This is a genomic window from Aeromonas sp. DSM 116730, assembly GCF_046581335.1.
In the GTDB taxonomy this organism is placed as follows: Bacteria; Pseudomonadota; Gammaproteobacteria; order Enterobacterales; family Aeromonadaceae; genus Aeromonas; species Aeromonas rivipollensis.
On the sequence record NZ_CP144265.1, the window covers coordinates 2,823,596 to 2,847,470 of the forward strand.

The following is a 23,875-nucleotide window of genomic DNA, read 5'->3' on the forward strand; positions in this document are numbered from 1 at the left end:
ACGAAGAGGGGCTCCCATGCGCCCCTCTTGTCACTCTGTCATCCCCATGTCAGCGCGCAGGCTGGCTGGTCCGGGTCGGCAACAGGTTGGCCCGGATCTGCTCGCGCAGCCCCCCCAGCCGTTGCAACAGTGCCGCCTGACCGAGCCCGGCCTCATCAAACCCCAGGTTATCGGCCAGCGCCGGGAAGTGCTCCCGCACCGCCTGCTCCAGCCAGTCGAGGCGGCGCAGGGTCATAGGGCCGCAGCTCTTGCCGCTGAGATCGTCCAGAATGTCGAGCCGGTGGCTGCGATACATGTCGCGCCACCAGTTGGCGGCGAGCGCCTGCTCGCTTGCCAGCGCCGCACTCCACTCCCCCACCAGCCCCTGCATCCGGGCCAGCACGGGGGCGCTGGCCCCCTCCCGTGACAGATATTGCAGCTCCCCCTTCGCCCAGGCGAGGCAGAGCTCGCGCCAGTGGCGAAACAGCGGCAGGGGGTCGGCCTCCTCCAGCCAGAGCCCGGACAGGGTGCGGGTCTCCAGCCGCTCAGCCACATGAAATGCCGGATCGCTGAGGCCGTTGGAGTTGAACTCGTGCAGGGGATCGAAGGGCCACATGTAGCCAAAGTCGAACACCGAGATCTGCTGGCCGTCGTCGAGCAGGTTGCCCGGGCTCGGATCCCAGTCAAACCAGCCCCAGCGGGCCAGCTCGGCCTCCACCGCCAGCATCTGCGTCAGGTTGCGCTCATTGAGCCTGCGCACCGGATCTCCCCTCAACCAGGGGGAGACCAGCACCCCGGCGCGGGCGGAGCCGAAGCTGGTGCAGACCACGTTGGAGAGTATGGTGGGGTGCAATTCCCGCAGGCTCTCTATCTCCCGGCGCCGCTCCAGCTCGGTGAGAAAGGCGGTCTTGCCGTCGACGTTGGCCACCAGGGAGTCTGGCCGGCACCGCTTCAGGCACCAGTGGTGCCCCTCCACCTTGAGGTGGAACACCTCGGCGGTGAGCCCCTGACCATAGACCTTGACGACGTCCGGGTGATCCTCGGTCAGCTTTGTCAGCTGGGCCAGGGGCAAGGGACAGTCTCGCTCACGCCCGATCCGGATCTCGTCCCCGTTCTCCAGCATCTGGAGCAATCTTGCCTGACGTGCCGCAACCTTGGGATTCATACATGTACCTCCAACCGTTACTGAGAGACTAAACAGCGCCCCCCTCCCAGACCAGCGGCAAAGGCCCATGATGACGCTTTCATCACAGAATGAGTGCCCCTGCCGGATCGGGATCACAATTTGCACGCACAGGCCGTCACCCAATATTCATCCCGTCGTCATTAAATTGACATCAAGGAACAAGCCCCTCACCATCGGGTCAAAATAGATGCAGCGTTGCTGCCCTGCCCGCTCCAAGGATGAGCCCCTATGAATGCCCCCGTCTGTGATCGCCCCCCCTCTTCCTCCCAGTCTCTGACCGGGTGGTTGTTCGGTCTGCTGATCGCCCTGCTGTTGTTGACTCTCGCCCTGCCGCTGCTCAATCCCGTCGGCTGGCTCGGGAAGGCACAGCCGCTGATCCTGGGGCCCGCCGATCAGCCCATCGCCACCCTCAGCCGCCACAGCCTGCTCTACAAGAGCGACAGTCGCGGCCTCTATCTGGTGGTGCGCAGCCAGTGGCAGCTGCTCAAGCCGCTGCAGGCGGGGGACAAGGTGCGGGTGGAGCTGCTCAACGACAAGGGCATTCGCATCGATCAGCTGAGTCAGGCGGTGGAGAAGCGCCAGAAGTGTCGCCAGAATCGCTGCACCCTGGATCTCAACAGCGCCCTGCGCGCGCCCGACGACGCCCTGGACAGCCGCTATCAGCTGCGGATCGGCCTGCTGCTGGCGGACAGACCCGAGAGCGCCGAATACAGCCAGATCCTGCAGACCCTGCCGGAGCGCGGCTTCAATCTGACCTATCTGATGACCAGCCTGCTGCTGGTGCTGCTGGTGAGCGCCGCCGTGCTCAGGGCCCTGCTGCCGCGGCTGCGCCGCAGCTACCGCTCCCGGGTGCTGGGCAGCCTGCTGCTCGGCAACCTCACCTTCGTGCTGCTGCACGGCTTCGTGGTGTTCAAGCTGGGGGAGTTTCTGCTCTGGTCGGGCTTTAGGCCCGAGCACTACTACCTCGCCTGGGGCAGCATGGTGCTGGGCTGGAGCCTCTGCGCCCTGGCGGGCTTCAACCTCTATATGGGGCTGGTCTTTACGGCGCTTTCGGGCATAGGCCTGCTGGCAAACTTCATGAAGATAGCCATCTACGGGGTGCCCCTTGGGGGGGACGATCTCGGCAACCTGATGGCCCTGCTGCACATACTGCTCGATCAGCACCCCGTGCTGCCGGTGCTGGCCGTGCTGGGGCTCCTGTTCCTGTGCTGGCGCTTCGCCCTGTCGCGCTGGATCCTGCGCACCATGGCAGCTACCGCCGCCTTCTTCGCGCTCTGCGTGTTCGCCACCCAGACCGGCAACAAGCTGCTCGGGGCCAACATCCGCTACGTGGACAGGGCGGTCAACTATCACAGGGACATCATCCGCGCCGGCCCCGGCCTCTACCTGTTCAACCTGGTGGACGAGATGCTGCAAAGCGGCAACATCTTCCGCTACCCCTTGCAGATCAACGAGCGTACCCCCGAGCTCAGCCAGCCAGCCCCGGGCCAGCCGCCCCGCTTCGATCTGGTGATAGTGCTGCAATATGAGTCGCTCTGGCTCGACTGGCAGGGCAAGATCTGCGCCCCCGCTCCCACCCTCTCCCTGCCTGCCGACGTGGCCCAGTGGCACAAGACCATCCACTCCCCCACCACAGGGGGTATGACGGTGCTGGCGGAGTTCGAGATGAACACCGGCCTGCCGGTGGGCCTGCTCAAGCAGGGGGTGGTGCCCTACTACTACCTCTCGGACAAGGTGCCCGGCCTTGCCAGGAGCGCCAGGCAGAACGGCTACCAGACCCTGTTCGCCCACCCCTATGTGGAGAAGTTCTGGGGCCGCGCCAAGGCGATCCCGGCCCTCGGCTACGAGGAGCGCTGGTTCGACACCCGCTTCACCACGCTTGAACATAAAGGGCTCTACATCTCGGACGATGCCCTCATCGATCACCTGATCAGACGCAGCGAGCAGGATGACAAGCCGCTGTTCGCCTACGCGGTCACCATGCAGGGGCACGGCCCCTTCGACGGGGATCGCTACCGGGCCCAGCAGATCGACAGGGCCTGCCCGGATCAGAGCCCGGCGGACAGGCAGTTGCTCAACACCTACTACACAGGGGTGGTGGACGCCATGGCCTCCCTGGAGCGGTTGCTCAAGACGCTCGATCGCTCCGGCAAGCGCTACCTGGTAGTGGCCTTCGGGGATCACCAGCCCTTCCTGATGTCGGCGGGCAAGAACATCCATGGCGCCAAGCCGCCCCGGGATGCCCCCTACCAGATCCCCATGATGGCCTTCACCCGCAACGATGGCGCCATCACGCTCGAGCGCCAGTTCGCCCCGGTACGCCAGCTCTACCAGATGGGACAGGCCACCCGAGCGCTGCTGGCAGGGGATCTCACCCCCATAGAGGACAAGCCCGTGCTCCATCCGGTGCTGGGGGAGGAGAAGGGCTTCGACCCCTCCCCCCTGGTGCCGCAGATCCGCGCCAGCTTCCGGGCCGATGCCCTGCCCTGATCCTGCCTGATAGCAACAACAAAGAGGCCGCAACTGCGGCCTCTTTGCATTTCTCTGGCGACTAACGGAGCCAGGACTCGCACAGGGTAAGGGTCTGCCTGTCGAGATCCAGTTCGGCCTCTATGCCGAGCGGCACCGTCAGCATGGGGTGAGTGTGGGCGCAGTCGAACTCCGCCAGTATGGGGAAGCCGGGCTCCCCCACCACCTCCAGCAGGATATCGAGGGGCCGCCGGCCGCTGCCCTGGCTGTCGAACAGCTCGTGTTTGCCGAGGATGAGCGCGCCTATGCGGTCGAACACCCCGCACAACTTGAGGTGGGCAAACGAACGCTCCACCGTCTCTGCCAAATGGAGGCTGTCTTCCAGCAGCAGAATATCCCCTTGCAGGATGGTCGGCATATAAGGAGAGCCCCAGATCCCCGCCAGGGTGTTGAGGTTGCCGCCCATCAGCCGTCCCCGCACCCGGCCGCTGCCCACCGAGACAAGCCGGTTAGGCTGGCACAACTTGGCCCGGCTCTGGTTTTCCCAATCCAGCCGCTCGTCGGTCCAGTGGGTTGGGGTCGGCAGGGTATGGGGCGCGGCGGCGCCACCGGCCAGACAGATCTGGCGAAAGCCCGCCAGGGTCTCGTTCACCAGCGGCGGGAGCTCGCCAAAGGAGGCCACCAGTGCCGGGCCATAGAAGGTAATCAGGCCGGTCTGGGCGTGGATGCCGAGCAGCAGGGCCGTCACATCCGAATAGCCGACGATGATCTTGGGATCCTCTCTCAGCGCCTCGTAGTCCACATAGGGCAACAGGGAGTTTGAGTTGCTGCCGCCAATCACCGACATGATAGCGCGCACCTCTGGATCCCGGATGAGGGCATTGAGCTCGGCGGCCCGCCCCGCTATGGAGCCGGAGCGCCAGTGATCCCGCTCCCCGGTCAGGCTGCCCGCCTTGAGCCTGAAACCTTGCCCTTCCAAAAACGCCCTGGCACGTTCGAATCGCCGGGGAGCCCAGGCGGTGGCCGCGCTGGAGGGGGAGAAGAAACCTATGGTATCGCCGGGTTTGAGCCCGGCGGGCTTGCGCAGTGCCATGGATGACGCTCGCTCCTGAGAGTCTGGGGGCCGGGATCCCCATGATCCGGCATCAGGCTCCATCCTAATCCAGGTGATTTCTTCCCAACAAGGGCTAAAAGGCACCGGGCAGGCCGCTTTTTGTTTAGATAAATCGAACAACATAACCAAGTCGGATAGAAAAAATAAACAATATTCCCGGCCCGGAGCCTCCCCCTCATCCCCAACCCTTCTCCCGCAAGGGGAGAAGGGGGAATCGCCTCCCATACCATAGGGGTGCCGCGCCCAATAAAGAAGCCGACCTCGGGGTCGGCTTGCTGCAGGCGTCCAGGGGGCAAAGGCGAGCTAGATCACCACGGCGGTGCCGCTGATGCTGACCATCAGCATGCTGCCGTTCTGGCCCACCACCTCGTAGTCGATGTCGATGCCGACCACGGCGTTGGCGCCCAGCGCCTGGGCGCGCTCCTTGAGCTCCTCGAAGGCGATCTCCCGGGCCCGGGCCAGCTCCTTTTCGTAGGCGCCGGAGCGGCCACCTATGATGTCGCGGATGCCGGCGAACAGGTCCTTGAAGATGTTGGCACCCAGGATGGCTTCACCCACGACTATGCCGCGGTATTCACGAATGGCCTTGCCTTCCAGGGTGGGGGTGGTTGAGAGGATCATCTTGCGCTCCTTGGGGTGAAAATGGGCTCCAGACTACCCCAAAGCGGGGCAGGACAACATCCTCCACCGCAAATAACCGGTCAGGGGGGACGGGCAGGCAGGGCCGGTCTCCCCGCCCCGCTTCCAGCGGCACTTGCCGGGTCGCGGTCGTCAAAAACGGCCATAAAAAAGGAGAGGCCTGGCCTCTCCTTGTCGTTTGTCTTGTGCTTGCCACTCAAGGCACAGGCTTAGTGCAGCTTCATGCTCGGGCGCAGCACCCGGTTGATGCGGCCCACCAGCATGATGAGGCCGGTCTTGATGTAGCCGTGCAGGGCGACCTGGTGCATCCGGTACAGGGAGATGTAGACGATGCGGGCGATGTAACCTTCCACCATCATGGAGCCGCGCATCAGGTTGCCCATCAGGCTGCCCACGGTGGAGAAGCGGCTCAAAGAGACCAGGGAGCCGTGGTCGTGGTAGAGGTAGGGCTTCATCTCGCCGCCGTTCATCTTGGCCAGGATGTTCTTGAACGCCTGGGTCGCCATCTGGTGGGCGGACTGGGCGCGGGGCGGCACGAACTTGCCGTCCGGCTGCGGGCAGGCGGCGCAGTCGCCGATGACGAAGATGTTCTCGTCACGGGTGGTCTGCAGCGTCTCTTTGACCACCAGCTGGTTGATGCGGTTGGTCTCGAGGCCGGCGATCTCCTTCATGAAGTCTGGTGCCTTGATGCCGGCAGCCCACACCATGAGGTCTGCTTCAATCAGCTCCCCATCCTTGGTGTGTAGCCCATCGCTAGTGGCTTCGGTGATCATGGTGGCGGTGCGCACGTCCACGCCGAGTTTGACCAGCTCCTGGTGGGCGGAGCCGCTGATGCGCTCAGGCAGCGCCGGCAGTATGCGGGGGCCCGCCTCCACCAGCGTCACCTTGAGGCTGTCGGTGGTGAGGTTCTTGAAGCCGTAGGCATAGAGCTGCTCCACAGCATTGTAGAGCTCGGCGGAGAGCTCGACGCCGGTGGCGCCGCCACCCACGATGGCGATCTTCACCTTGTCACCGGGCTTGTATTCGGTGGCGAACTGCAGGAAGCGGTTCATCATGCTGTTGTAGAAGCGATGCGCCTGGGAGGGGCTGTCCAGGAAGATGCAGTGATCCTTGATGCCCTTGGTGTTGAAGTCGTTGGACACAGAACCTATGGCCATCACCAGCACGTCGTAAGGCAGTTCCCGCTCGTTGACCACCAGGGCGCCGCTCTCGTCGTGGATAGGCGCCAGCACTATACGTTTCTCGTCGCGTTTGATGTCGGTCAGGCTGCCGAGCTGGAATTCGAAGCCGTGGTTCTTGGCGTGGGACTGGTAGCTCAGGGCGTCGATGCCCGCATCCATGGAGCCGGTGGCCACTTCGTGCAGCAGGGGCTTCCACAGGTGGGTGCGGTTGCGATCCACCAGGGTGATCCTGGCCTTGTTCTTCTTGCCCAGCTTGCGGCCCAGGCTGGTCGCGAGCTCGAGACCGCCGGCGCCACCGCCTACAACGACAATATTCATCATGATGATTTTCCTTGGTTCCTCAAAACGAAAGGGAGCCATTGGCTCCCTAAAACGAAATCGGTTGACGTGATGGCTCAGGCTTCTTTGAAGGCCTTCATCCGTTGCAGATGGTGCGAGATGTTCTTGAACTTATGGGTCTCGCGCTCATCCCATACGATGTCGTAATAGTTCTTCAATTCACGTTCAGTGTCCCGATTATCGCGGATTTCATCCTGAACGGAAAGGATGCACAGGCAGTTTCCTGAATTTTTATTACGAAATTCGGTTACACACTTGGTGCCTATGTCATCGTACTCTTCCGGCCTGTCGATCTTGCCCTGCATGTTCTCTTCCGGGTGCAGGTTGGGGTTGAAGACCACCTGTTTGATGCCGCACAGAAAACCGATCCGCTCGCTCCAGTAGCCGCCGAGCCCGACTCCGCAGATGAGGGGCTTGGGGTCTGTGCTCATGTCGAGCTGCTTCTTCACCTCCTTGAGCAGGTGGCTCATGTCGTGGCGGGGGTGAACCGTGCTGTAGTGCACGAAGCGCACATCATCATCGATAAACTGCAACTGCAGCACTTTCTCATGATTGCCGGGGCTGGTGGCATCAAAGCCATGCAGATAGATGATCATGGATAAGACCTCAAGAACTGTGTCGGTTCTATCGAAACTACCCCAGCGAACGGCCGAGGCGCCACCAAAACATCGCACTTTCTTGCTTTGGATCACGCCCCCCGCCGCCGGAAAATCCTTTTTCCACCCCCTTTGGGCGCATTCGGCAGGGGAAAAGGGGCGCCAGGCCCCTGACGAGGCATCCACGGCGCCCCTGCCCACGCCCGGTCTCAGCTCTGGGTCTGCTCGAAACGATCCACCGCCGCCGCCACCAGGGCCAGGCTCCCCTGCCAGAAGGCCGCCTCGCGGATGTCCTGCCCCAGGTGTTTTGCGACCAGATCCTCGGCGCTCATGCGGCCAGTGTCTCGCAGCAGGGCGCGATAGGCCTCGGCCACGTTCGCCTCCCCTGCCCCCTTGCGGCTCATCAGCTGCTGATAGACCCCGAGGCTGAACAGGTAGCCAAAGAGGTAGGGGTAGTTGTAGAAACCGAAGCCCGCGATGGAGAAGTGCGCCTTGGCAGCCCAGAACATGGGGTGATAGCGGCCAAGGCTCTTTTCATACCAGCGCCCCCAGGCCTCGTCGGTGAGCGCCTTGAGCCGGGCCGATGACACATAGCCCTGCTCGCGCTCGGCCACCAGGGCCTGCTCGAAGTCAAAGCGGGCCGGGATATTGACCAGGAAGGTGGCGGCGCCGTCGGCTTCCGCCCAGGCGATGGCCTGGCGCTCCTCGGCGTTTCGGGCCTGCTCGAACAGGGCGCTGCGCACCAGCGTCTCGGCGAAGATGGAGGCGGTCTCGGCCAGCGTCATGGGGTAGCTACGCTGGCTCATGGGCAAGTCCCGGATCAGCCAGTTGTGCCAGGCGTGCCCCAGCTCGTGAGCGAGGGTGATGACGTTGTCCATGGTGCCGGCATAGGTGATGAAGACCCGCGGCTCCACCGGATCCGCAAACTTGGTGCAGTAGGCCCCGGTGCGCCGGTTCGGGGTGGGGGCGGCATCAATCCAGCCGCGTTCGGCCATCATGCGGGCGAACGCCCCCATCTCGGGATCGAAACCGGCAAAGGCCAGGGCGATGATCTCGATCGCCTCCTCGAACGGTATGCTGCGGTGGCTGCTCGCCGGGGGCGGCGCGAACAGATCCTCAGGCCCCAGCTCCTCTATGCCAAGCCGCCGGGCCATCAGCCCCAGGGCCCGCTGGCCCAGCCCGCGCGCCTGCCAGGTCTCCCGCATCAGGGTATCCAGGGTCGCCCGCTCGATGTGGCTCTGGTGGCAGGAGAGATCCAGGGCATCCAGGGTCCGCACCCTGCCGCGCTGGCGCGAGAGCTCCAGGCGCCAGCCGTTGAGGGCGTTGAGGATGGCGGCCACCGTCTCCTGCTCCCCCTCCCAACCGGCGCTGATGGCATCGAAGGCCTCTTTGCGCTGCGCCCGATCCGGGCTGGAGAGCAGGTTGCTCGCCTCTGCCAGCCCCCGCTCCTGGCCGGCTACCTGCACCCGGATCTTGCCCACCAGATCGTTGTAGAGGTTGCCCCAGGCGTGCAGGCCGTCGGTGCCAAGGCCGATGACCAGCTGCTCCGCCTCCACCGGCAGCCGTTGATCCTGCAAGCGGCGCTCGTGGCGCAGCCGGTACTCCTCCTCCCCGAGCAGGGGATCCTGCATCAGTTGCCGGAACTCGGCCTCGGGCAGCCCCAGCATCAGATCTTCGATGGGCGCCAGCGTCTTGAACAGGTCCGCATTGAGGGCCCGGGCCCGGGAGGCCAGCTGCTTGGCCAGGGGATCCCGGGCATCCTGGCTCCCCGTGCAGGCCGCCAGCACGGCGATGTTCCAACCGATCTCGCGGATACGCCGGGCCCGCAGCCGCACCTCCCGCAAGCCATCCTGCAGGGCGGCGCCCTGATCACGCAGCGGGCCCAGGCCGTCGATAAAGACCGCCAGCTCGGCTAGGCTGGCGCGAGCCAGGCTCATGTCCGCTTCCAGTACGCTGCTGTCGAGGGAGGGGTAGATGTGCTGATTTTGCCACTGCTGTGGGTAGACTCGTTGTTGCATCGAACGCTCATTGTCAGAGACGGGTCCGGCCCGTCGTGAAACAGGGGTGGCCCCAGGGCCACGAACAGGAATACCAAGGCTGGCGGCGACACCAGCCGGATCAAACACGGGCGACTACACCAGCCGCTCGAGGCGCACCACAGCGTCCTCGACATAGTGCAGGCTCTCTTGCCAGAAGGCGGGCTCGCGAATGTCGACCCCCAGGTGCTTCTCCACCAGGCTCTCGGCGCTCATGCGGCCGGTGTCGGCGAGCAGCGCCCGATAGGCCGGCACGAAGTCGGCACCGACCCGCTCCTTCTGGGCATAGAGTCCCAGGCTGAACAGGTAGCCAAACAGATAGGGGTAGTTATAGAACCCGAGATCGGCGATGGAGAAGTGGCCCTTGCTGGCCCAGAACAGCTCGTCATATTCGCTGAGGCTGTCACCATACCACTGCTGCTTCGCGGATTTCATCATGGCCCTCAGCTGGCCCGCCCCCAGATACCCTTCGGCCCGGCCTGCCACCAGCGCCCGCTCGAAGTGGAAGCGGGAGGGAACGTCGAGCAGCAGGCTCGCGACCCGCTCCCCGTCCATCCAGGCGATGGCCAGGCGCTGTTCGCGGGTCTGCGCACGGGCGAGCAGGGCCTCCCGCACCAGGGTCTCGGCAAACAGCGAGGCGGTCTCGGCCAGCGTCTTGGGGTAGTCGCGCTGCGCCAGTGGCGCGTCCCGCAACAGCCAGCTGTGCCAGGCGTGGCCGAGCTCGTGGGCCAGGGTGATGACGTTGTCCATGGTGCCCTCGAAGGTGAGGAAGACCCGGGGCTCGGCGGGGTCGGCATACTCGGTGCAATAGGCGCCGCTGCGCCTGTTGTCGCTCGGCGCGGCATCTATCCAGCCCCGATCCGCCATCATGCGGGCGAAGTCCCCCATCTCGGGATCGAAGGCGGCGAAGGCATCGGCCACCAGCGTCAGCGCCTGTCCGAAACCAACGCTGGCCTGCGCCCCATAAGGCGCCGGGGCATAGAGATCCCAGGGGGCGAAATCCGTTATCCCCTGGGCACAGGCCATGGCTCGCAGGGCCCGCCTGCCCAGCGCCTTGTGGGCCTCGGCCTGCGTCATCAGGGTCTCCAGGGTGGCGCGCTCCAGGTGCCCCTGATGACAGGAGAGATCCAGAGCATCGAGCCGCCGCCCCTTGCCGCGCTGGGCCGCCAGCTCGTTGCGCCAGCCGTTGATGGCGTTGAGGATGGCGGCCACCGTCTCCTGCTCCCCGGCCCAGGCGGCCTGAATGCCGTGCCAGGCGCTGGCGCGCCGCGCCCTGTCCGGGTGGGCGAGCAAGTTGTCCGCCTGGGCCAGCCCCATGGGCTCCCCCGCAACCACTGGCCTGAGCCTGGCCACCAGGCTGTCGTAGAGATCCCCCCAGGCTTGCAGGCCGTCCACCGCCAATCCCTCGATCAACTGCTCGCTCTCGAGGGAGAGGGCCTGATCCTGCAACCGGCGATCGTGGCGAATGAGGTAGGCCAGCTCGAACAGCTCGGGATCCTGCAGCAGGGCCCGCACCTGATCCTCGGGGGCATTCAGCCAGAACAGGGCCACCGGCTTGACGAGCTGGGCCAGCCTCGCCTGCAACTGCTGGCCACGGGATAGCAGCACCCGGGCGGCCTCGTCGCGGCCGTTGCGGCTAAGCCTGTTGTAGGCGAAGGTCTGGCTGTTCCAAGCTTGGGCTTTCACGGCATTGGCCTGGCGGCGAATGGCCCTAAGCAGGTGGCGCAAGGCATTGATGTCCCGGGTCTCTGGCAGGCTTGCCAGCAGGTTGGCGATCTCGGTCAGGGCCTCTGCGGCGCGCTGGAAGTCGGCGTCGATGGCTGGGCAATCGGGGGCGGCATAGATGTGATCATCCTGCCAAAGGGTGTTGGTCATAACTGTCCTTGTCTGTTTGCGTCCATGTGGGCGCCCCGCCTCTGTGGGCAGTGGCCGCCAAATAGTACGAAGGGGGCCAGCCCTTGCCTAGCCCCCATTCTGGTCAACAAACAGCAGATCCGGCCTGCGACGCCCCCTGTCGGCAGGGGACGATTCCTGAGCGGCCGCTATTATTTCGCGGGGGTCAACTTGCCCACCAGGGTCATGGCCAGCACCAGCACCAGGCCGGCCACCACCCCCACCAGGGCGCTCAGCAGGGTCGGCGTCACCGCGGCCAGCACGGCCCCCCCGGCCAGGGGCGCCAGACTGGCGGCCACCCCCTCAATGAGGTGATGGGCAAAGGGCCAGCCGTGGACCAAAATGCCGCCCCCCACCATGAACATGGCGATGGTGCCGACCAGGGCCAGCAGGTGCATCAGCCGGGGCGCCGTTACCAGCAGCCCCCGCCCCACTGCCCGGCGCAGGACGCTGGCATCGGGTTTTTGCAGCAGGTGCAGGCCTATGTCGTCGAGCTTGACGATCAGCCCCACCAGGCCGTAGACCCCCACCGTCATCAGCAGGGCTATGCCCGCCACCACGGCGATCTGCAGGCCCAGGCTCGAGCCCTGCACTGTGCCGAGGGCGATGACGATGATTTCGGCGGAGAGGATGAAGTCGGTGCGAATGGCCCCCTTTATCTTCTGCTGCTCGAAGGCTTCCAGATCGTCCGGGATCGCCTGCGCTGACGAGGCCGTCTCGCCGCTGTCGTGGGGCAGGAACTTGTGGGCCAGCTTCTCGGCCCCCTCGAAGCAGAGGTAGGCGCCCCCCAGCATCAGCAAGGGGGTGATGAGCCAGGGGATCAGGGCGCTGATGGCGATGGCGGCGGGCACCAGGATCAGCTTGTTGCGAAACGAGCCCTTGGCCACCTTCCACACCACAGGCAGCTCCCGCTCGGCCCGCACCCCGGAGACCTGCTCCGCATTGAGGGCGAGATCGTCCCCCAGCACACCGGCGGTCTTCTTGGCCGCCATCTTGGTCATCAGGGCCACGTCATCGAGCACGCTGGCAATATCGTCGAGCAGGGCCAACAAACTGGTTCCGGCCATATCAAACATTCCTTATATCAGTGGGAAACATCTCCCCAGGCAGCACGGCGCTCTTCCTGGTCACAGCCTTGGTCATCAGGGCCAGGTCACCCGGCACGCTGGCGATATCGCCCGGCAGGGCCAACAAACTGGTTCCGGCCATCGGAGGGGGTTCCTTGTTTCAGGCAAAAGATGGCACAGTGTAACGAGAAGCAGCCCTTTCGGCAGCCCCCCATGACAGGGTCAATCGGCCTTGTTTCACCTGAAGGCCCCAGGCCCAAGGAGTTCCCATGCAACCCTGGCAACCGCTGCTCGATTTCTGGTTTGGCGACGACTCAGGCGACGCCCCCCGCGCCGCCCGGCAAGCCCCCCTCTGGTGGGGCAAGAACCGCGAGACGGACGCGCTGCTGGCGCACCGCTTTGGCGAGCTGGCACAGGCCGCCGCAGAAGGCGATCTCGCCCACTGGGCCGAGGTGCCGGTGGGCAGGCTGGCGCTGATCCTGCTGCTGGACCAATTGCCACGCAACATACATCGCGCCTCACCCGCGGCCTTTGCCCAGGATGCCAAGGCCCGGGATCTCTGCCTCAGGGGCCTGTCCCTTGGCGCGGACAAGGCCCTCTCCCCGCTGGCGCGGATCTTCTTCTACCTGCCGCTGGAACATGCGGAGTCCCGAGAGCAGCAGGCCAGAAGCGTGGCCCTGTTCGAGGCACTGGCGGCCGAGCAGGCGGACGGCCCTGCCCGGGAGACCTTCGAGGGATTCGCCGACTTCGCCCGCCGCCATCAGGTGATCATCCAGCGCTTTGGCCGCTTCCCCCACCGCAACGCCATCCTGGGGCGCACCAGCACCCCGGAGGAGGCCGAGTTTTTGCAGCAACCGGGCTCCGGCTTCTAGGCCAGCCAAAGAGACAAAAAAACGGGCCCGATGGGCCCGTTTTGCATGCAGGGAGTGGACAAGGGGCATCAGGCCGCCTCGGCCAGATCATCCTCTTTCTTCTGGTAAGCCTGGGGGGAGAGCCCCAGCAGCTCCTGCACAGTGGAAGCCACAGTGATGGAGGAGATGGTGCCCACCAGGATGCCGGCGAACAGGGTGAAGGAGAAGCCGAACAGGGCGTCGCCGCCAAACAGCAGCAGGGCCCCCACGGTGAACAATGTGGTGCCCGAGGTGATCATGGTGCGGCTGAAGGTGGCCTTGATGGCCACATCGGAACACTGGTGTATCCCCATCTGGGTGCGCGAGCCCAGCAGGTCCCGCAGCCGGTCCGAGATGACGATGCTGTCGTTGAGCGAGTAGCCGATCACCGCCATCAGGCCGGCGATGACGTTGAGGTCGAACTCGATATTGAACAGCGCCAGCAGCCCCAGGGCCACCAGACCGTCGTGCAGCACAGAGACCAGGATGCCGATGGCCTGGCGCCACTCGAAGCGCACCGCGAGATAGGCAGAGATGGCCAGCGACGCCACCAGCACCGCCAGCATCCCCTGCTGGAACAGCTCGGCGCCCACCTGGGGGCCCACTATGGTGGTGCGCAGCAGCTCCACCGGCAGGGCGAGTTGCTGCCCCAGCATGATCGCCAGATCTTCCGCCGCCCAGGGCAGCTCGTGAGGAGGCAGCTTGATGAGCCACTCGCCGGGCACGCCGGCGCCGTGCAGCTCCACAGCCCCGGCCAGGGGGGCGCTCAGCAGGGCGTTGAGTTCGTGGGCCTCCTTCAGGGTCTGGATGCGAAACTCCAGCAGTATGCCGCCGGTGAAGTCGAGCCCAAGGGAGAGCCCGTTGATGGCGAGCACGGCTATGCTCGCCACCGTCAGCAGCACCGAGGCCCACATCCCGATGTAACGCCAGCGGGTCAGGCCCATGGCAATGATCATTCTCAGCATTCTTCTTCCCTCGACAGCAGATGGCTTGGGCTTCCCAACCGGAAGCAAGTGGCGCGAAGCTCGCTCGGACGCGCGGTGCTATGACGCAGGCAATGGGTGTCAGTCATGGTCATACCCTCAGCAGCTTGGCGCGGCTGTTGCCCCACAGGGGGTTGATGATGGCACGGGTGCCCCAGATGCCAGTCACCATGCTGGAGATGAGCCCCAGGATCAGGGTGATGGAGAAGCCCTGCAGCGGCCCTGAGCCGATGGCATAGAGCACCACGGCGCAGATGAGCGTCGTGATGTTGGCATCGAAGATGGTGCGAAACGCCGAGCGATAGCCAAAGTCGATGGCGTTGGCCAACGAGCCCCCCTCCCGCAGCCTGTCCTTGATCCGCTCGAAGATGAGCACATGGGTATCCACCGCCATGCCCACCGTCAGCACCAGACCGGCGATCCCGGGCAGGGTCAACACGGCGCCGGGCAGCACCGCCAGCATCCCCACCTGCATCAGCAGGTTGCCGATGAGCGCCGTGATGGCGACCCAGCCGAACTTGCGATACCAGGCCATCATGAACAGCATCATGCCCGCCATGCCGAACGCCAGGGCGGTGAAGCCCGCCTCTATGTTCTGCAGCCCCAGGGTCGGGCCGATTGAGCGCTCCTCCAGGATCTTGAGCGGCGCGGTGAGGGCGCCGGCCCGCAGCAGCATGGCGAGCTCCTGGGCCTCCGGCAGGCTGCCAATCCCTGTGATGCGGAACTGGTTGCCAAGGGCGGTCTGTATGGTGGCGACGTTGATCACCTCGCTTCTGGCCCGCAGCTTGCCTTCGGCGTTGGTCTTGTACTCGGTGAAGACGGTGGCCATGGGTTTGCCCACGTGCTGGCGGCTGAACTGGTTCATCTTGCTGCCACCCAGGGTGTCGAGCACTATGTTGACCTGGGGCTGACCCATCTCCCCCATGTTGGCGCGGGCATCGACGATGTGCTCGCCGCTCAGCACCGGCTTGCGGGCCAGACCGACCGCCTGGCCGTTGCGATCCGCCATGAAGAAGCGGCTGTCGGCCTTGGCCTCGTAGAAGGCCAGGGATGCGGTGGCGCCTATCACCTCTTTCGCCTGCTTGGGGTTGTGCACCCCGGGCAGCTCGATGCGGATGCCGTCCTGACCCTGACGCTGGACCGAGGCCTCGACGATGCCGAGCTCGTTGATCCGTTTCTTGAGGATCGACAGGTTCTGGGTCACGGCGTTGTTCACCAGCAGGGTGCGCTCCGATTCACTCAGCACCAGCTTGAGCTCATTGCCGGAGCGGGAGAGCTTCCACTGATCCTGACGGGTGCCGGCGCTCTCCTTGATGATAGTGAGCCAGCCCTCCTGACCGTCGACGTCCGGCAGGGTGACGGCCAGGGCCCCCTGGGCGGTGCGCATCACGCTGGCGCCGCGCAGGTTGGCCTCACGGAAGCGGGTGCGCAGGGTATCCACCAGGTTCTTGGTCTGGTTGTCGATGACAAAGTCCACATCGACCCCGATCAGCAGCTGGGAGCCGCCGCGCAAGTCCAGCCCGAGCTTGATGGGATCGGCGCCGAGCTGGCTTATCCAGGTCGGGGCATTGGAGTGAAACTCCAGGGTGAGGGCCGCACTGTCCACCCCCTGCTGCTCCAGCAACTGCTTGGCCCGCTGCTGCTCGGCCTGGGTGGCGAACACCAGCTCGATCCGCTCCTTCTGCTCGATCTGCTTCTGGGGCGCTATCTGATGCTCCTGCAGCAGGCGCTGCTGCGCCCCGCTCAAGCGGGTCTGGCCATGGAGGCCCAGGGAGGGCTGCTCACCGAAGAAGGTGGGCAGGGAATAGAAGGTGAAGGTGACCAGCATCAGCAGCAGCAGGGCGTACTGCCACGGGCTCATGCGGTTCAGTATGGTATGACTCTTTTTTCTCATGAAATCGGCCTCTGTCAGGCGATGGCAAGGGCGACGCCGGGTCGCACCGTGCAAAAAAATGAAACAAGACAGCCTAGCCGTTCACTAAAAGTGAACAGCAACAGAGAGAAGATGAGGCAACAGCAGGCAGACTGACCCCATCGGGGTCAGGCGAGGAAGCTCTGGGAGAAGCGGTATTGCAGGTGCCGGCGCTGCAGGCGGCGCAGGTGGATGCTGGCGAAGTGATCGCGAAAGCTCGTCCTCGGGTAGAAGAGGGCGGCGTAGAGCAGCAGACCGCACAACAGCAGCAGTATGGCCTGCTGGGCCCAGCTCATGACCAGCTCGTAGACCACGCTGCCGGGTTGATGATCCCGGCTCAGGGAGTGCTCGAGGCGCAGCAGGTGGCTCTGGTGGGAGCCGACAAACTTGACGACACCGTCGTCGCTGTCGCTGGCGCCGTGCTTCATCCGGGCGCCGTCGGCGGGATCCGCGGCCTCCCCCATCAGCTGGGCGGCGTGCTGGGAAGCGGGTACCTTGAGCCCCTCCACCGAAACGGTAGAGAGCAGCAGAGTGAGCGCGATGAGCAGGGTCATCGCCGCCAGTTTCACTTTGTCCAGCAGGCTCAAAAAGTTAATTCCCAAATAATAGAAAGGGCAAACTACCATAGCCCCCCCACAAGGACAAGGGCGGCAGGCCATGACGCCTGCCGCCCTTGCGGTGCGGATCGCGGTCGTCAGCGGCTGCGGGTCATGGCTTCGAAGTCCTCGGCATAGTCCTTGAGCAGGGTGTAGAGGTGGGCGCGCTGGGAGAGATCCATCGACTGGCTGAGGGCGCTGAGCCACTGTATGGTGCGCTGGCGTGACTGGTCGGTGTAACCGGTGAAGCGGCCATCCATCAGGCCGTCCCCCTGTTGCAGCAGCCGGGTCAGCTCCTTGCCAAAGTCCGGGTCCTGGCGCTGCTTCATCAGCCGCTCCAGCTCCTTGGTCCAGGCCTCCTGAAACTCGAGCCAGGGGGGCATCATCTCGTATTGCCACTCGGCCCACTGGGCAATCAGCGGCTCTTGGGCCGGCTTCACCTTGCCAATCCAGAACACCAGCCGCTCGCTCATCTTCTCCCTGAATTCCTTGAGCATCTGCGCCTTGGGCTCGGTGGCGAAATCATGCTTGCGCTCCTGCTGGCGTTTCACTCTATCGGTCATGAAGCGCGCCACCTGGGCATCGGTCAGGGTACTGGCGAGACGCACGGTGCGGGGAATGGCGTTCTCCAGGGTGCGGGTCAGGCTGGCCTGGGTGCGGTCCAGGTGCAGGGTGACCTGGGCCGGGGTCATGGGGCTGGCCACTGCCCTCGCCAGGGCATCGAGATCCCGGGCATAGATGGGCAGCTCGTGTTGGCGATGCCAGGCCATCAGCCCCTTCACCTCCTTGTCCAGCAGGGTCTTCTGGCTGCGGTCCAGGGAGAAGTAGTCGTCCAGTTGCCAGACGATGGCCGAGTCGAGCCAGTAGTAGATCACCCGGGTCGCGCAGCCGGTCAGCAGCAGGCAGAGCAGCAGCAGGCTCCAGCTGCGGGGTTGACGCCATGAGAATCTGGTCACCATGCATGCCTCCAAGTCGTAGAAAATAAGCGTCGCGCTGGCCTCTGGCCTATCTCATTCCAGGCGCTGGCGGTTCATGTCGATGAGGGCCTGATAGTCGGGCCCGGGTTGCTGCTCCGCCATCAGCAGCGCCCACAGCAGGCCGATGTAATCGACCCAGGGCAGGAAGGCATCGGCCTGGAATCCCTTGCCATTGAGCAGCTTATGAGCGCCTCCCCTGCCTTCAAGATAGCAGCTCTCCAACTGGCACCGCAGCTCTTCGCTCCAGCCATGGGTGCGCTGTATGCTGGCCAGCTCGAAGCCAGGATGACCGGCGGCGCCATACTCCCAGTCGATGACCCAGGGCCTGTGGCCCAACAAGTTAGCCGGATTGAGATCATGATGGCAAGGGAGCCAGCAGTCGTCCGGCTCGTGGCTCGCGAGCAGGGCCCGCTCCAGCGCCGGCAACCAGTCAGGGATCCGGGCCAGGCGGCCGCGATAACCGGCGGCATGAGCCCGCACCGCCATCACCACGGCGGGCAGCGCCAGTCGGTGCAGTCGTCTCAGCACCTCGGCCAGCAAGGGGGGTTGGGTCGCCAGGGGCGGCGGGGAGACGGCCCAGTTCGGCTCGTCGCACCACGCCAGCAGCATCAGGCCGCTGGCGGGATCGCCGTGATGACAGGGCAAGGCCAGCCCCTGCCCCACGGCCCCCTGATAGAGCTGCCACTCGGTGGCGCGGTCTATGCCGAGCCGGACCGGATCCGGGTGGCCGCGGCGCAGGAAGCCGCTCTGCCCCGAGGGCAGACGCAGCCGGTAGTTGCCGTTGGTCAGGCCGCTCGCCAGTGGCTCAAGGCGCCCCTGGTGCCAGGGGGCCGGCAGGCTGGCCAGCAGGCTCAGCTCCGCCAGATCCCCCTGCTGCCGGGTCGCCTCACCAGCCAAAGGTGGAGGTCTTCGCCTGCTTGCGGATCTCTTTCTGATCGGCCCACAGCAGCTCGCCGTTCTCCAGATCCATCAGGTTCATGGTCATCTGGTAGTAGACGTCCTTCACCTTGCCATTGTCCTTGACGATGCTGGCCAGGTTGCCATAGACCATGTAGCGGGCGCCGGTCTGCTTGCCAAGGCGCACCATGGAGGCGGGATCCACCATGCCGCTGCTCTGCTGGTACTCGAGCTGCTGCTTGACCGCGCTCACCTTGCTCATGTCGACGAAGCGGAACTTGCCGGATCGCAGCAGCTTGGTGCGGATGGTGTCCGTGATGGCCTCGGTGTCGATGTGCTCCGAGGTCTTGTTGCGGATGGAGTCCATGAACATCACGGGACGGCCCCCTGCGGTGATCTCGCCTGTGACCGGTGAGGCCAGCATGGAGTCCGCCATCTTGTCGGCGATGGCCTGCAAGTCGGAGGAGCCGTAATCCACCGTCACCGTCTCTGTCTCGGTGGGATCGCCATAGCTGACTGTGGTGCTGGAGCAGCCGCCGAGCAGCAGGGCGCCGGTCAATATCAGCAGGGCATGGTTCATTCTCATCAGTTCGATTCCTCAATCACTTCGCGTACGTAAATCCGGTAGCCCCGGGCGGCCGGACTCGGCGCCAGGGCGGACAGGGTGCGGGTCTGGTAGCCGTGCAGCTTGATGGGGGTCCAGCCGCGGCCATCGCTGGCCACCTCCTGCCCGGCCTCATCATACCAATAGAACAGGTATTGCAACTTGTTGTCGCCGCGCTGGGTGCTGGCGGCGGCCACGTTGACCTGCAGCAGGCCGTTTTGCTGACGGCGGCTGAGTTCGGTCAGGGTGACGTTGACGTTCTGGTGCTGCTCCGCCACCGCCGCCGCCCCGGCCGCGCCATAGAGCGCCACGCCGGAGGTATTGGTGGCGCACCCCGCCAGCAGCAGTACCAGCCCGAGGGCCAAGCCATGTGCTTTCATCTTGTTCTCCTTGCCGGTGGCCGAGGGGCCGAACCGGTCAGTCTGTGATCCTTGCCCAAAGGGGCATTCATAGGGGCATCACCCGGGTGCTCAGGCCCGCGCCGAGGCGCTGCACCCAGACTAGCGTGGTGCGCCCGGCGTGCACTGTGAGGGGGAGTGTGCGCATGGCGCTGCCCGCCCCCAGCTGGAGTTGCACCTCCCCGGCCGGGACCATTCCCTGCCAGCTCGATGCCTCGGCGGGCAGGGTCAGCCAGCTGCGGGTATCGGCCCGCTCAGAGAGGGTGTTGAAGATGCCCACCAGGATATTGCCCACATCGCCCCCCTCCTTGGCGGCGCTGCGGCGCAACTGCTCCTTGGCCACCAGCCGCAGGGCCTGACGGGTCAGCATGCCCGGCAGCCGCTCCTGCAGATCCTTGGCCGCCAGCGATTCGAGTCGCACCAGCGAGCTGGTCCGCCCGGCCTGCTTGCCCACCGACACCGTCAGCGGGCCTGTGTCGCTGGCCCTGTTGTCGTAATAGGGTACCGCCACGGTAAAGGTACGAAAATCGCCACTGGAGGTGGAGATGGGCAGCGGCAGGAAGATCTCCCGCCGCGCCGGGATCAGGCCATCTTCAAACAGCACCACCAGCTGGCCCTGATCCTTGGCCGGTGGCGGCGCCTTGCGACCCACCTTCTTCTCGGTCTCCTTGAGCTCGTCCGCGGAGCCGCGAAGCCGGGCCAGGCGCAGCAGGGCATCCTGCAGGCTCTGGTTGTCCGGCGCTATCTGGTAGCCCCGCTGATAGTCCACCCAGGCGTCGTTGAGATCCCCGGCCGCCTCATAGAGCACGCCGGAGAAATAGAAGGTGTAGGCGTTCTGGAAACCGTTTTTCACCTGGCCTATCAGGCGATCGAGCTCGGGTGCCCCGCGCGACATCAGCTGGCGCATCTCCCCATCTGCTTCTGATTCTTCGCTCTTTTCCTTCGCCTTGCGCACCTCGTCGGCCCGCGCCTTGAGCGCCCGCTCCTGCACCTGATTGGCGCGGCGCACCTCCACCAGGGCCCCTTCGGCATCCCCCCGTTGCAGGTAGTTCAGCGCCAGATAGTGGTGCAGCATGGTGCGCTCGTAGTCAGGCGTCCGGTAGGCCATGGTCTGATCGTTGGTGAGCAGGCTGCCCGCCTGGGCCAGCCCCTGGCTCAGGCGGTACTTGGCCTGGCTCTCTTCCCAGGCGAGCCGGCTGTCGGCGGCGGCAAAGCCCTGCTTGCTGACGCCATCCTGACCCGCCAGCCAGGCGATGCGCCCTTTCTCAAGCTGATCCAGCACATAGGTGTCGTCTCCCGGGGTCGATTCCCGCACCTTCGGCAGGGCCTCGGCGGCATGACCCAGCAGCAGCTGGTTGCGCAGGGGTACCATCTGATCGGAATAGGAGACGAAGAGATCTTGCCAGCGGGAGGCGCAGCCTCCCAGCAGCAGACCGGCCAACAGCAGGCCGGTCAATGAGGCGGGACGCATCACAGGCTGAGCAGAGGTCCCAGCGGCTGACCACCCACCAGGTGCAGGTGGATGTGGTAGACCTCCTGCCCGCCGTGGCGGTTGCAGTTCATGATGAGGCGGTAGCCGTCCTCGGCGATCCCGGCATCCGCCGCCAGCTTGCGGGCCACGGTGAACATGCGGCCGAGCGCCAGCTCGTGATCCGCTTCCACGTCGTTGACCGTGGGAATGAGCACGTTCGGCACTATCAGTATGTGGGTCTTGGCCTTGGGCTGGATGTCGCGGAAGGCGGTCACCAGATCGTCTTGATAAAGGATGTCGGCGGGGATCTCCTTGCGGATGATTTTGCTGAAAATGGTTTCTTGCGCCATGGGTAACTCCTTTATATGAAAAAGAAAATTCAATGCAAAACTCAAGCGACTCCCAAAAATGTCGCCACAGCCCGCCAAGTGTGACACAAGCCGACATTTGACACAGCCGTTGTCCCAATCACTTCAGTTATTGTGAAGAATACCGATAGTGAGGATGACGTCCCGAGTACCCCAGCGGCATTCCCCGTGGGGGCATGCAGGGTACCAAAGGGACGGGGTACTCAGGCAAGGGACTTTTGCATAGACAGCGGGACAATAATGAAACAAACAATGTCAGACCTCTCGATCTTACAGAGAGTCTATCTGGGCTTTGCCATCCTGGTCGCCGTCATGGTCGCCAGCGCGGTACTGACCTTTCGCGGCCAGAGCGAACTCAACGATGCCCTGGACCAGGTAACACAAGAGTCCATGCCGCTGGTGATCGCCAGCAGCCAGACCCAGATAAGCCTGCTCAGCGCCAACAAGTGGCTCACCGACGTGCTGACCGAGCAGGATCCCAAGCAACTGCCGGCGGAAGTGGCCGAGCTGCAGCAGGCCAAGGGTCAGGTCGACAAGATGCTGACGACCCTCAGGCAGCAGGTGGCGACGCACCCCGAATTGCAGGGGGAGATGACGGCCCTCGGCAAGCTGGTGGCTGACTACCTGCAGCTGACCCAGACCCTGCCCACCGAGCACGAAGCCCTGCTCACACGGCTGCACAAGGTCAACCAGGCCAAGGGCCAGTTCCAGGTCAGCCTGCCCCAGTTCAAGAAGAACCTCGGCGACATGATGGTCACCGTCGACGACAGCTTCATCAAGATGCTCTCCGAGACCCTGACCACCAAGCTCTCCGCAATCGAGCTCTCCACCATGGATGCCCTCAACCAGAGCATCCCCGCCCCCATAGAAGCGGCGCTCAAGCGCAACAAGATGCAGATCGAGGGCTTCAACAGCACCATCAAGGATCTGCAAGGGGAGCTCAAGGAGTTCGACAACAACATGGGCCACTACGTCCATGGCTTCGTGCGCGACACCACCGCCACTGAAGGGGTGCTCGCCCAGTACCTGGCGCTGATGAAGCAGCAGCAGACCATGCGCGAGCAGAGCAAGCAGGCGAGCCAGCTCATCGTCAGCATCCAGAACAAGCTGGAGGGGATCACCGCCCAGAGCCAGCAGCTGATGAACGCCAGCATCAAGGCCTCCGATCGGGTGCAGACCCAGAGCACCCTGACCCAGGGGATCAGCATAGTCATCGCCATCTTCGTCGCCATACTGGTGGCCTTCACCCTCGGCAAGGCCATACGCCGCCCCCTGAAAGAGCTGCTGCGGGTACTGACCGAGGTGACCCAGGGTGACATGACCCAGCGGGTCGGCTTCAAGAGCCAGAACGAGTTCGGCCAGCTCGGCAGCCAGATCAACCTGCTGATCCAGCAGATGGGAGACGTGCTCAGGCAGCTCTCCCAGGCCTCGACCCAGCTCAACAGCGCCGCCCACGACAACCGCCACACCACCGAATCGGTGCGGGCGGATCTGGAGAAGCAGCGTCAGGAGACCGCCTCGGTCGCCGCCGCCATGACCCAGATGGAGGCCTCGGTGCGGGAGGTGGCCCAGGCCGCCAACCAGACCCTGGAGCGGGTGCAGGACGTGGAGAAGGCCTCCGAGATGGGCCGCAAGGTGATGGCAGGCAACATCACCACCACCCATCAGCTGGCGGGCAAGCTGCAGCAGACCGGTGCGGTCATCGCCGATGTGAGCGCCATGAGCGGCCAGATTGGCAATATCCTCGACGTCATCCGCGGCATCGCCGAGCAGACCAACCTGCTGGCCCTCAACGCCGCCATCGAGGCGGCCCGGGCCGGCGAGCAGGGCCGCGGCTTTGCGGTGGTGGCGGACGAGGTGCGCAACCTGGCCGGTCGCACCGCCCAGTCCACCAGCGAGATCCAGACCATGATAGAGAACCTGCAGCAGGGGGTCGCCCGGGCAGTCAACGTGATGCAGGAGTGCTCCCGCGAGATGGACAGCTGCGTGGATCAGAGCTCCCAGGCCAACAACGCCATGGAGGAGGTGCAGGGCATAGTGGTGCTCATCAGCGACATGTCGAGCCAGATAGCCTCCGCCGCCGAGCAGCAGCAGGCCACCAGCGCCGACATCGCCACCAACCTCAACCGCATCTCCGACATCTCGGATCTCAACTATCAGGGCATAGAGCGGGTCGCCGAGACCAGCCAGCAGCTCGACAGCCTGGCCGAGCAGCAGGAGGGGCTGGTGCAGCGCTTCCGGCTTAGCGCCTGATGAGGCCGTCTGTTCTTCCATTGCCCT

The 23,875-nt window shown here is 64.6% G+C and carries 21 protein-coding genes; 3 read left to right on the top strand and 18 right to left on the bottom strand.

Annotated features, from left to right (window positions below):
• Positions 1-49: 49 nt before the first annotated feature.
• Positions 50-1,144 carry a hypothetical protein gene (locus Aeroheme_RS12815; RefSeq protein ID WP_411165980.1) on the bottom strand — a complete coding sequence of 365 codons (1,095 nt, stop codon included), beginning with the start codon at positions 1,142-1,144 and terminating at the stop codon, positions 50-52.
• Positions 1,145-1,393: 249 nt separating this feature from the next.
• Here Aeroheme_RS12815 and Aeroheme_RS12820 point away from each other — a divergent pair, with 249 nt between their 5' ends.
• Complete coding sequence (locus tag Aeroheme_RS12820) at positions 1,394-3,655, top strand: LTA synthase family protein (RefSeq protein WP_411165981.1); 2,262 nt, start codon at positions 1,394-1,396, stop codon at positions 3,653-3,655.
• A gap of 61 nt (positions 3,656-3,716) precedes the next feature.
• Here the strand turns inward: Aeroheme_RS12820 and Aeroheme_RS12825 are convergent, their stop codons facing one another.
• The 8 genes from Aeroheme_RS12825 to Aeroheme_RS12860 form a co-directional block, all read right to left on the bottom strand.
• Complete coding sequence (locus tag Aeroheme_RS12825; RefSeq protein WP_411165982.1) at positions 3,717-4,727, bottom strand: S66 peptidase family protein; 1,011 nt, start codon at positions 4,725-4,727, stop codon at positions 3,717-3,719.
• Positions 4,728-5,051: 324 nt separating this feature from the next.
• On the bottom strand, positions 5,052-5,369 hold the full coding sequence (locus tag Aeroheme_RS12830) for a heavy metal-binding domain-containing protein (RefSeq protein ID WP_025326589.1): 318 nt from the start codon (positions 5,367-5,369) through the stop codon (positions 5,052-5,054).
• Between the two features lie 227 nt (positions 5,370-5,596).
• Positions 5,597-6,889: an NAD(P)/FAD-dependent oxidoreductase gene (locus Aeroheme_RS12835; RefSeq protein WP_163156638.1), complete on the bottom strand. Its 1,293-nt coding sequence runs from the start codon at positions 6,887-6,889 to the stop codon at positions 5,597-5,599.
• 74 nt (positions 6,890-6,963) lie between these two features.
• On the bottom strand, positions 6,964-7,503 hold the full coding sequence (ycfP, locus tag Aeroheme_RS12840) for an alpha/beta hydrolase YcfP (protein WP_163137317.1): 540 nt from the start codon (positions 7,501-7,503) through the stop codon (positions 6,964-6,966).
• 209 nt (positions 7,504-7,712) lie between these two features.
• Entirely contained in the window at positions 7,713-9,521 is a 1,809-nt protein-coding gene (locus Aeroheme_RS12845; RefSeq protein ID WP_411165983.1) for a M3 family oligoendopeptidase, read from the bottom strand.
• Positions 9,522-9,635: 114 nt separating this feature from the next.
• The gene (locus Aeroheme_RS12850; RefSeq protein WP_106887110.1) at positions 9,636-11,414 is read right to left on the bottom strand and encodes a M3 family oligoendopeptidase; all 1,779 of its coding nucleotides are present in this window, start codon (positions 11,412-11,414) and stop codon (positions 9,636-9,638) included.
• Between the two features lie 170 nt (positions 11,415-11,584).
• Positions 11,585-12,499 (bottom strand): DUF808 domain-containing protein, encoded by a 915-nt coding sequence (locus Aeroheme_RS12855; RefSeq protein ID WP_234567640.1) that lies wholly within the window; start codon positions 12,497-12,499, stop codon positions 11,585-11,587.
• A 1-nt stretch (position 12,500) separates the two neighbouring features.
• On the bottom strand, positions 12,501-12,641 hold the full coding sequence (locus Aeroheme_RS12860) for a hypothetical protein (RefSeq protein ID WP_411165984.1): 141 nt from the start codon (positions 12,639-12,641) through the stop codon (positions 12,501-12,503).
• A gap of 127 nt (positions 12,642-12,768) precedes the next feature.
• On the opposite strand from Aeroheme_RS12860, the gene Aeroheme_RS12865 reads away from it, so the two are divergent.
• A complete protein-coding gene (locus Aeroheme_RS12865) occupies positions 12,769-13,371 on the top strand; it encodes a DUF924 family protein (protein ID WP_411165985.1) in 603 nt (200 codons plus the stop codon).
• Positions 13,372-13,439: 68 nt separating this feature from the next.
• Here the strand turns inward: Aeroheme_RS12865 and secF are convergent, their stop codons facing one another.
• From secF to hinT, 9 genes are all read right to left on the bottom strand, one after another.
• Positions 13,440-14,354, bottom strand: a complete 915-nt coding sequence (gene secF / locus Aeroheme_RS12870) for a protein translocase subunit SecF (protein WP_411165986.1) — start codon at positions 14,352-14,354, stop codon at positions 13,440-13,442.
• Between the two features lie 109 nt (positions 14,355-14,463).
• Positions 14,464-16,266, bottom strand: coding sequence for a protein translocase subunit SecD (gene secD / locus Aeroheme_RS12875; protein ID WP_171275868.1), 1,803 nt, complete (start codon positions 16,264-16,266; stop codon positions 14,464-14,466).
• Positions 16,267-16,412: 146 nt separating this feature from the next.
• Positions 16,413-16,910, bottom strand: a complete 498-nt coding sequence (locus Aeroheme_RS12880) for a hypothetical protein (RefSeq protein ID WP_411165987.1) — start codon at positions 16,908-16,910, stop codon at positions 16,413-16,415.
• A gap of 68 nt (positions 16,911-16,978) precedes the next feature.
• Positions 16,979-17,839 (bottom strand): DUF6279 family lipoprotein, encoded by an 861-nt coding sequence (locus Aeroheme_RS12885; RefSeq protein WP_106887116.1) that lies wholly within the window; start codon positions 17,837-17,839, stop codon positions 16,979-16,981.
• A 51-nt stretch (positions 17,840-17,890) separates the two neighbouring features.
• Complete coding sequence (locus tag Aeroheme_RS12890; RefSeq protein WP_411165988.1) at positions 17,891-18,754, bottom strand: phosphotransferase; 864 nt, start codon at positions 18,752-18,754, stop codon at positions 17,891-17,893.
• Complete coding sequence (gene lpoB, locus Aeroheme_RS12895) at positions 18,744-19,340, bottom strand: penicillin-binding protein activator LpoB (RefSeq protein WP_111912313.1); 597 nt, start codon at positions 19,338-19,340, stop codon at positions 18,744-18,746. Before lpoB ends, Aeroheme_RS12890 begins: the two co-directional genes overlap by 11 nt.
• Positions 19,340-19,738: a YcfL family protein gene (locus Aeroheme_RS12900; RefSeq protein ID WP_139744339.1), complete on the bottom strand. Its 399-nt coding sequence runs from the start codon at positions 19,736-19,738 to the stop codon at positions 19,340-19,342. The genes lpoB and Aeroheme_RS12900 overlap by 1 nt, the downstream gene beginning before the upstream one ends.
• A 67-nt stretch (positions 19,739-19,805) precedes the next feature.
• A complete protein-coding gene (locus Aeroheme_RS12905; protein ID WP_411165989.1) occupies positions 19,806-21,227 on the bottom strand; it encodes a COG3014 family protein in 1,422 nt (473 codons plus the stop codon).
• Positions 21,227-21,577 carry a purine nucleoside phosphoramidase gene (hinT, locus tag Aeroheme_RS12910; protein ID WP_025326574.1) on the bottom strand — a complete coding sequence of 117 codons (351 nt, stop codon included), beginning with the start codon at positions 21,575-21,577 and terminating at the stop codon, positions 21,227-21,229. Before hinT ends, Aeroheme_RS12905 begins: the two co-directional genes overlap by 1 nt.
• Before the next feature lie 258 nt (positions 21,578-21,835).
• Between hinT and Aeroheme_RS12915 the strand changes: the two genes are divergently transcribed.
• Positions 21,836-23,848 (top strand): methyl-accepting chemotaxis protein, encoded by a 2,013-nt coding sequence (locus Aeroheme_RS12915; protein WP_168234809.1) that lies wholly within the window; start codon positions 21,836-21,838, stop codon positions 23,846-23,848.
• Positions 23,849-23,875: the final 27 nt, after the last annotated feature.

Excerpts from the sequence above, each read along its gene's own strand:
- Aeroheme_RS12815 (WP_411165980.1), bottom strand. The coding sequence starts at position 1,144 with ATGAATCCCAAGGTTGCGGCACGTCAGGCAAGATTGCTCCAGATGCTG.
- Aeroheme_RS12820 (WP_411165981.1), top strand. The coding sequence starts at position 1,394 with ATGAATGCCCCCGTCTGTGATCGCCCCCCCTCTTCCTCCCAGTCTCTG.
- Aeroheme_RS12825 (WP_411165982.1), bottom strand. The coding sequence starts at position 4,727 with ATGGCACTGCGCAAGCCCGCCGGGCTCAAACCCGGCGATACCATAGGT.
- Aeroheme_RS12830 (WP_025326589.1), bottom strand. The coding sequence starts at position 5,369 with ATGATCCTCTCAACCACCCCCACCCTGGAAGGCAAGGCCATTCGTGAA.
- Aeroheme_RS12835 (WP_163156638.1), bottom strand. The coding sequence starts at position 6,889 with ATGATGAATATTGTCGTTGTAGGCGGTGGCGCCGGCGGTCTCGAGCTC.
- ycfP (WP_163137317.1), bottom strand. The coding sequence starts at position 7,503 with ATGATCATCTATCTGCATGGCTTTGATGCCACCAGCCCCGGCAATCAT.
- Aeroheme_RS12845 (WP_411165983.1), bottom strand. The coding sequence starts at position 9,521 with ATGCAACAACGAGTCTACCCACAGCAGTGGCAAAATCAGCACATCTAC.
- Aeroheme_RS12850 (WP_106887110.1), bottom strand. The coding sequence starts at position 11,414 with ATGACCAACACCCTTTGGCAGGATGATCACATCTATGCCGCCCCCGAT.
- Aeroheme_RS12855 (WP_234567640.1), bottom strand. The coding sequence starts at position 12,499 with ATGGCCGGAACCAGTTTGTTGGCCCTGCTCGACGATATTGCCAGCGTG.
- Aeroheme_RS12860 (WP_411165984.1), bottom strand. The coding sequence starts at position 12,641 with ATGGCCGGAACCAGTTTGTTGGCCCTGCCGGGCGATATCGCCAGCGTG.
- Aeroheme_RS12865 (WP_411165985.1), top strand. The coding sequence starts at position 12,769 with ATGCAACCCTGGCAACCGCTGCTCGATTTCTGGTTTGGCGACGACTCA.
- secF (WP_411165986.1), bottom strand. The coding sequence starts at position 14,354 with ATGCTGAGAATGATCATTGCCATGGGCCTGACCCGCTGGCGTTACATC.
- secD (WP_171275868.1), bottom strand. The coding sequence starts at position 16,266 with ATGAGAAAAAAGAGTCATACCATACTGAACCGCATGAGCCCGTGGCAG.
- Aeroheme_RS12880 (WP_411165987.1), bottom strand. The coding sequence starts at position 16,910 with ATGGTAGTTTGCCCTTTCTATTATTTGGGAATTAACTTTTTGAGCCTG.
- Aeroheme_RS12885 (WP_106887116.1), bottom strand. The coding sequence starts at position 17,839 with ATGGTGACCAGATTCTCATGGCGTCAACCCCGCAGCTGGAGCCTGCTG.
- lpoB (WP_111912313.1), bottom strand. The coding sequence starts at position 19,340 with ATGAGAATGAACCATGCCCTGCTGATATTGACCGGCGCCCTGCTGCTC.
- Aeroheme_RS12900 (WP_139744339.1), bottom strand. The coding sequence starts at position 19,738 with ATGAAAGCACATGGCTTGGCCCTCGGGCTGGTACTGCTGCTGGCGGGG.
- Aeroheme_RS12905 (WP_411165989.1), bottom strand. The coding sequence starts at position 21,227 with ATGCGTCCCGCCTCATTGACCGGCCTGCTGTTGGCCGGTCTGCTGCTG.
- hinT (WP_025326574.1), bottom strand. The coding sequence starts at position 21,577 with ATGGCGCAAGAAACCATTTTCAGCAAAATCATCCGCAAGGAGATCCCC.
- Aeroheme_RS12915 (WP_168234809.1), top strand. The coding sequence starts at position 21,836 with ATGAAACAAACAATGTCAGACCTCTCGATCTTACAGAGAGTCTATCTG.